Raw genomic sequence first — 7,687 nt, forward strand, 5'->3', positions numbered from 1 at the left:
CCCATTGTCAAACTTATGGATTGGGAAGACAGGTGGGATGAGCTTGAAACTAACGATAATGTCTTCTCTCTGGTGGTCATGGCCCAGATCAAGGCCAAAAGCAGCAAATCCAAAGACGAGCTGAAGGCCTGGAAATACCATCTGGTGAAGCTCATGTATCAGCGGAACTACAGCAAGGAAGACATCCTGCAGCTGTACCGCTACATCGACTGGATGATCAGCCTGCCCAAGGAACTGGAAGCACAGTTCCTTAAAGAAGTTTACCTCTTGGAGGAGGAAAAAAAGATGCCATACATTACCAGTGCAGAGCGGTTTGGGTTGGAGAAGGGTGAAGAGATGGGTGTGGTTAAGGGCATGTACAACGAAAAGTACCAGACCATCATGAGCCTCCGTGAGTTCAACATGAAACCAGAGGATATTGCCAAGGCTACCCGACTTACCCCAGAAAAAGTCAGAGAAGTCCTTGCTGCCGGGGACAAGGGTCTGGATTTGCTGATCGGAGAGGATGCCACCAAGCATTAGGCTCTGGTGCAGACACGGATACAGCCATTAGGTACCTGTGTCACCAATCCCTTTTATTTTGATTTCTATCTAACCATGACCGGACGCAGCCCTCAGTATGGGTTGCGTCTGGTTTTTGTCTTGTGGTGTATTCTGTGGCCTCGGTATCTGTTCTTGTACATCCCGTTCTGTGTCCATCCATCCTGTTTGCTCCGATTGTACCGAACATCATATTTGCGCTCTCTATCCCCCGTATTTACCGTACCTTTTGTCCGCTGTATGAGCTGATTTCAGGAGGGCAGGGTGGTACATCAGCCCTGTCTGTTTTCCTTGCTGTAGGTGTTTCCTGCGGGTTAGGGTATCTGGTTGCTTCCCACTGTCCTCACTCATTATCCACTTCTTCACCTGTTGCCCTGTCCGCATCTGGTTTGATCAGTACACCCATGGTTCCATCATCATGATTGACAAATATGATCCCTGCCTCTGTCAGTACATGGGCCAGCAGTTTCATGGTGCTTTTCTTCTCCAGTATCTTCCTCTCCAACCGTGTGACCGGCGTTTCAGACAGGTAGGCTTTGGCTGCCAGTGTTCTCTGTGACCATCCAAGCAGTATCCTTGCAACCTTGATCTGCTCTCCCTTCAGCAGTTCCACATCGTATGCTTTTTCCCTCATCATACCTCCACTCTCCACTGTATTTCAGCCATCTTCCCTTTCATCTGCCCTGTCCGCATCCGGTTTGATCAGTACCCCAAAGGTTCCGTCCTCATGGTTGATAAACTCTATCCCAGCCTCCATCAACACATGGGCAATCAGCATGATGGTGCTTTTTTTCCTTACATTGTTCTTTTCTGCCTGGGTGACTGGCCCCTGGGACAGGTAGGCTTTAGCAGCCAGTGTTCTCTGTGACCATCCAAGCAGTATCCGTCCTGCCTTCAGTTGTTCTCCTGTGATCAGTTCCACATCGTATGTCTTGTCCTTCATCATGCCTCCTCTCTGTAGTTCATCGTATGGGTAATTCATGCTTAGAACAGCATAGCAATTTGTGGTCGTGGAGGGGAGTGTTTTGTCCGAAAAGCCCATTTTTATTTTTTTAGTGTTTTCTTGAAAATTACTTGACTTTTGATTTTCTAATGATTTCAAGCATGAAATTTTTCTCTGTTCGGTACCAACATTCTCACGATTTTTTTACAGATATTTTTCTAAATTGCTTGCATATGAATTCCCATCTTTTTAGCATGATGACTGAGGGCAGGGGCAGGAAACATGGATGCAGTATGAAGGGAGGATGCGATGCCAAAGATACTTCTCACAACGGGCTTTGTGGCTGATCCACCTGTAGTGACCAAGGGCAGGGTGGATTACTTTGATACGGAAATACCCGGATTCATGCTGGAGGTGCGGTCTTCTGGCAGGTGTACCTACTATCTGCGTTACCGGGACAGGCACGGCAGGTTGCGTCAGGTGCGTATCGGGCCTGTGGATGCCATAAGCCTTGAAAATGCAAGGATGGCAGCGAGAGAGATCAGATCACAGACGGCATTGGGCTACGATCCAGCAGCCATGATGGAAAAGAAAAAACAGGAGATGACATTCGGTGACTTTGCAGAGGATAAGTACATCCCCCATGTGAAGCTCTACAAACGAAGCTGGGAGCAGGATGAGAAGGTGATAGACCGGGTGCTTCTGCCCTTGTGGGAGTACGCCAAACTGTCTGCCATAACACGGGATGATGTGAGGGATTTTCAGACTTCCTATGTGGCTATGGGCTACAAACCGGGGTCTGTGAACCGGATGATGGCATTGGTGAAGTACATCTTCTCCCTGGCAGAAAGATGGGAGTACATCGACAAAAGCCCTGCAAGGGGTGTGTCCAAGCTGGCAGACAATGAGCATAAGGAGAGGTTTTTAACCCATGAAGAGACGGGCAGATTGCTGAAAGCATTGAAGAACAGCCAGAGTACCGTAGTGCCCGATCTGATTGAGTTTTTGATTCTGACAGGCGCAAGGAAGGGTGAGGCCAGCCATGCCAAATGGGAGGATATGGACTTTGAGCATGGGTTGTGGACGGTACCCATGAGCAAGTCGGGAAAACCAAGGCATATCCCCTTGTCTGGATCTGCCATCAATGTGCTGAAAAGGCGTGTGGATAACAACAGTCCGTTTATATTTGCCAACCCCAAGACAGGTGAGCCGCTGAAGCATTTTCACAGTACATGGGATCGAATCAGGAAGGAAGCAGGGCTGGAGGATGTCCGGGTACATGACCTGAGACACAACTTTGCCTCCCTTCTGATCAACCACGGCAGGAGTCTCTATGAGGTACAAAAATTGTTGGGTCATGCAGACATTTCTACCACCCAGAGGTACGCCCATTTGAGCCAGGATACCCTCAAAGAGGCCACTGAAATAGTGTCCCGGAGCATAGGAAGTGATGGTGACTCTGAGTGATTTGAGCTGTGATTTTTAAAAGTGCTGATGGGAAATTGATGGGTCGTTTTGGGGGGTTAAAGTCCTGTAATCATGCGAAGTCTTTCGGCGCTTTTCTGAAAATCGTGATGGGTAATAGATGGGTACTTTTTTTTGTGATGGGTAGGGTGTCTGGTGGGTCGTATGAAATCAGTATGTTACAAGGTGCCGACTGATGGTTGTAAACAGCGTTCCAGTGAGCATATGCGCATATTCGGCCATTTTAGGGGATTTTTGGACGGCGTAACTTACGCCATGGCATTTTCCGGCGTAATTATGATCAAAATGGACAGAATTTGCCAAAACGCCAGCGTCCGATGCTTTCAGTGTGATGTCGGGGCGGCGTTGGTGTGATGTCGGCGTGATACCGGGGCGGCATCAGGATGTCAAGAATGTATGAGAGGAGGCGGGTATGATTGACAGGAAACTGTATTCCTTCAGGCAAATAGGCGTGGAGCTGAACATCAATTATAAAAAGATACTCAATTACCGTAATCAGATGCGGCTGTTTCTCCCTGGGATTGTCGTGGACGGAGGGTATTTCAAATGCTTTGAGGAGTGCATAGAAATTATACTGCTGGTGGACGGATTGCGGTTTGAAGAGTATTCCTTTGAGGATATAAGGGATATTCTTCTGAAAAGACAGGAAATAAAGGATGATCCTCAGCTCGGTGAGTGGGTGGATGAGTGCCTGGAAAAATACAGTCACTATTGGATCAGGAGTGCGAATATGATGTGTGAACCTGTTCCCCAGTTCTTTAATGGCGAGTGTGAACCTGTGCATGTGTCCCCTAGTGACGGGTGTGAACCTGTGCAGGTGTGCCCCAGTGACGGGTGTGAACCTGTGCAGGTGTGCCCCAGTGACCGGTGTGATCCTGTGCAGGTGTGCCCCAGTGACCGGTGTGATCCTGTGCAGGTGTGCCCCAGTGACCGGTGTGATCCTGTGCAGGTGTGCCCCAGTGACGGGTGTGAACCTGTGCAGGTGTGCCCTGATGACCGGTGTGATCCTGTGCCCGTGTTTCTCAATACATCGAATTTATCCATGACTAATCTTAATAATGAACCCGAAGGAGGTCACATGAACATTACTCTTCCCGATACCCCCATAAGCACAGACACGGTTTGGGATACCCAGCCTGTCAACGCAAAGGAACTGGCCCAGGAGATTAAGGAGGAGCTGCTGAAGGAGCTGCCCCCTATGCTGGAATCCCTTCTGCAGAAATTTGCTACCAGTCTTGGGGAAGAACTGTCCCGTACCCTGACCCATTCCTTCCAGAAGCTGGCTACCGAGAACAACATAGCCGTAACCGCCATCTGTGAGGCCATAGATGACATGCAAAACGGTATCAGCAATCTGGACAGACGGATGACTACTCTTGAAAGGGAGCTGGGCCAGCCCGTGGAAGAACCGTTCCAGTTTTATGAGATAGATGCCAGCAATCTACAGGTGAGCCTGCAGACCCTTTCCTTTGATTTTACGGTACCGGGTATTCAGTCTGAAGAAACAGCAGACCTTGCAGAAGAAGACCCTGAAGATGCTGACCCCCACAACCTGCGGCCTGTTATTGAAAGCATCGTCCATTCCAAGCCCAACAAAGAAGCTGTCCTTGATTGGGTAATGGAAAGAAGAGCAACCATAAGCCCTGCTCCGAGTTACAGTGCCCTTGCTTCCATACTCGATGATGCAAAAATCCTGACCCTTTCCGGAAGGGGCACATGGTCGCCGGGTACACTGAGGAACATGGTTGTAAAAAGAGAGGCAGAGGAAAACAGGGCCTTGGAGCTGGAAGAAGAGGATAGTGCAGAAGATGGGCAAGCTCTGGATGAATCCCCAGAAGAAGATGACTTTCCCCGTGTGGCAGACCTTACGGATGATGGCGGTGTTGTTTCGGATACTTGGCTGGATATAGAAGACGGGACGGATGAAGAAGAACCCTGAAACCATGGGGGTGACTTCGGGCTGCGGGTGTGGTTCCGGAGTGGCCCCTATATATAAGGTAGAAAAAATCAGGGCAGGGGAGTGGGCTTAGGTGGATCGGATGGGTTTCTTTTGGGTGTACCCCAAGGACATGCAGCAGGTACAGTTTTGACCGTTCAAAAAGTCTAATAAAATCAGGTTTACGATTATGCGGATACCATTCAAAGTAACCTGTCGATATAAACCACAGCCAAAGTAAACGCTACGGAAGCAGGTGGATCATGGTTGAAAGAAGAGTGTACGGGTATCTTCGGGCATCCACAGCAGATCAGGACGCAACCAGAGCAAAGGATATGCTGGACAAGTTCGCCTCTGAAAACGGTGTGGCCGTGACTGCGTACTTCATAGAAAACGAGTCGGGTGCAAAGCTCTACAGGCCAGAACTGTTCAGGGCCTTGGGTATCATGCAGAAAGACGATGTGCTTCTCATAGAACAGGTGGACAGGCTTTCCCGTCTCAATGCCGATGACTGGCAGAAGCTCCGGGTGAAGATACAGAGCAAGGGGATTCTCATTGTGTCTCTCGACCTTCCCTTTACCCACAGCCTGATAGTAAGTCAGGAGGAGGATAAGGATTTTCAGGGCCGTGTCCTTGATGCTGTCATGGGTATGATGCTGGATGTACTGGCAGCCGTTGCAAGAAAAGACTTTGAAGACAGAAGAAGGCGACAGATGCAGGGGATAGCCAGGGCAAAGCTGGAAGGTAAGTACGGTGGCCGTAAAAGAGACAGTATCAAACGGGAAAAGATCCTTGCCTTGCTGGGCAGGGGGCTGACCTACAGTGAGATCGAGGGAGCCTTGGGTGTGAGCCGCAGAACCATAGCCAGAACCAAAGCCGAGGGTATCTGATGGCAGGGGGCTGTGCTGGTACCTTCCATGGCCCCCTATATATAAGGTGTAATCCTGTCTTCCGGGTGGGTACCGTAGGGATCTTTTGGCTGCTGTTTCTTGCGCTTTCTGATTCAGGGGATTATAATTTATGATAATAAAGTATGTCGGCCCATGGTTGCTGTAAGTCTGTAGCCATGCAGGAGTTTTTACTGTAAGAACAGCGTAATAGAAATGAGAGGAAGCCAGTGGGCAACCATGATATTTTTTTCAAGAAGATTTTAGAGGTAGAGGGCCATGCAGAGGAGCTTGTAAGGTCATCTTTGCCGCCTGCCATACTTGAGCAACTGGATCTGAGTACCCTGAAGGAGGAAAAGGGTTCCTTTTTGGGGGAAGAGTTGTCAGAGTATTTTTCTGATCTGCTTTACACCTGCCAGTTCAAAGGTGCGCTGATCCGTATCGCCCTTTTGTTTGAGCATAAAAGCCATGTGGATCATGATATGCTCTTTAAAACCCTTCTTTATATGGCAAGTCAGTGGGAGCGGTGCCGTAAGCAGGACATAGAAAAAACCCCCATTATTCCCATAGTGGTCTATCATGGAGAAAGAGAGTGGCAGCCCGGTCTTCTCAGTGACTGCTTTAAAGATCTGCCACCCATGATAAAGCCCTTCATCCCGGATTCAGAGTACATTTTTGTGGATCTGGCAAATTGGAAAGATGAAGAGATCAAAGACCGCCTATTTGTAATGGTTTCCATGAAGTTCTGTATGCTCATTTTTAAGAACATTTTTCATCCAGAGAAGCTCAGAGAAAACATAAAGGAATACTTTAAGCTGGCAGCCTCATTGTTTGAAGATGAAGATGGTCTGAAGATCATCAAAAATGCCATTGAGTACATTTTCAAAACCACAGATCTTCAGCCTGAGTATGTGGCTGAGACCATAGGTACTGTAAGCCTGAAAGGAAAGGAGCTTGCCATGACTACAGCGGAAAGACTGATGAATGAGGGCCGTAATGAAGGTGAGGGAATTGGCGTATTCAAAGAAAAGTACCAGACGATCATGCGTCTTTCAAAGTTGAATCTCAAGCCAGAGGACATAGCCGAGGGTGCAGGTCTTACCCCTGAAAAGGTCAAGGAAGTCCTGGCTGCCGGTGACAAGGGTCTGGATCTGCTCATAGGCGATAATGCCACCAAGCATTAGTCCTGTGTATGACGGCTCCGTATCCATCTTCTCTGCTGTGGTTGCTGTGTTGGCAGCCATGGCAGGGTAAGGGGAGTCTTTTGCTCTGTTCGAGTCCTTCGGTTTCACGCCCTCCTGTTGCAGCTCTCTGGATTCACGCCCTCCTGTTGCAGCTCTCTGGATTCACGCCCTCCCTGTTGCAGCTCTCCGGATTCACGCCCTCCCTGTTCAAGTTCTCCAGTTTCAGTCCTCCCTGTTGCAGTTCTCCAGTTTCATGCCGCCCTGTCATATCCCGGATACCCCTCTATTTTCCCCGCACAGATGCTTATTTGCACCCATTTTAACCCATCGGTACCCATGCAGATCCTCCCAAAGTGGTGATCAGTAAATTTCAGGCATATATTACCTTTGTGAACGATCATTCATCCTATCCAAAACCAGCCTCCCTACTGCCTTTTTACGGGCAGAGGGGGGCTTTATATTTAAAGGAGGTCGCTATGGTTATCGAACAGTACAGCTCAGCGGATGTGAAGGAGCTTGCCAAGGTTATGCTCCGGGTGCAGCAGGAATTGAGACCGGTACAAAAGGACAGAAAGAACACCTTCACCAACAGCAGGTACGCCACCTTAAGCACAGTCATGGAGGCCTGTAGCAGTATCTTGATCCGGCATGGTATCTGGTTGACGCAGTATCCCGTTCCCGTAGAAATCGGGCATCTGGGACTCGTTACCAA

General features: G+C 49.0%; 7 protein-coding genes and 1 pseudogene. 6 read left to right on the forward strand and 2 right to left on the reverse strand.

The window, feature by feature from the left end:
* Positions 1 to 522: pseudogene (locus tag LZ24_RS17425) on the forward strand (hypothetical protein); the annotation flags it as partial.
* A 361-nt stretch (positions 523 to 883) separates the two neighbouring features.
* Here LZ24_RS17425 and LZ24_RS16500 read toward each other — a convergent pair.
* Both LZ24_RS16500 and LZ24_RS16505 read right to left on the reverse strand, forming a co-directional pair.
* A complete protein-coding gene (locus LZ24_RS16500) occupies positions 884 to 1,177 on the reverse strand; it encodes a helix-turn-helix domain-containing protein (protein WP_144686787.1) in 294 nt (97 codons plus the stop codon).
* Positions 1,178 to 1,198: 21 nt separating this feature from the next.
* Positions 1,199 to 1,483: a helix-turn-helix domain-containing protein gene (locus LZ24_RS16505; protein WP_144686788.1), complete on the reverse strand. Its 285-nt coding sequence runs from the start codon at positions 1,481 to 1,483 to the stop codon at positions 1,199 to 1,201.
* A 309-nt stretch (positions 1,484 to 1,792) separates the two neighbouring features.
* Between LZ24_RS16505 and LZ24_RS16510 the strand changes: the two genes are divergently transcribed.
* The 5 genes from LZ24_RS16510 to LZ24_RS16530 form a co-directional block, all read left to right on the forward strand.
* The gene (locus tag LZ24_RS16510) at positions 1,793 to 2,950 is read left to right on the forward strand and encodes a site-specific integrase (protein ID WP_144686789.1); all 1,158 of its coding nucleotides are present in this window, start codon (positions 1,793 to 1,795) and stop codon (positions 2,948 to 2,950) included.
* A gap of 430 nt (positions 2,951 to 3,380) precedes the next feature.
* Complete coding sequence (locus tag LZ24_RS16515) at positions 3,381 to 4,907, forward strand: hypothetical protein (RefSeq protein WP_144686811.1); 1,527 nt, start codon at positions 3,381 to 3,383, stop codon at positions 4,905 to 4,907.
* A 260-nt stretch (positions 4,908 to 5,167) separates the two neighbouring features.
* A complete protein-coding gene (locus tag LZ24_RS16520; protein ID WP_144686812.1) occupies positions 5,168 to 5,794 on the forward strand; it encodes a recombinase family protein in 627 nt (208 codons plus the stop codon).
* Between the two features lie 227 nt (positions 5,795 to 6,021).
* Positions 6,022 to 6,975: an Rpn family recombination-promoting nuclease/putative transposase gene (locus LZ24_RS16525; RefSeq protein ID WP_144686813.1), complete on the forward strand. Its 954-nt coding sequence runs from the start codon at positions 6,022 to 6,024 to the stop codon at positions 6,973 to 6,975.
* Between the two features lie 476 nt (positions 6,976 to 7,451).
* Positions 7,452 to 7,687: ERF family protein (locus LZ24_RS16530; protein ID WP_186443225.1), on the forward strand; the 236-nt coding region annotated here is incomplete at its 3' end.

The sequence above is a fragment of the Desulfobotulus alkaliphilus genome (assembly GCF_007830435.1).
Lineage (GTDB): Bacteria > Desulfobacterota > Desulfobacteria > Desulfobacterales > ASO4-4 > Desulfobotulus > Desulfobotulus alkaliphilus.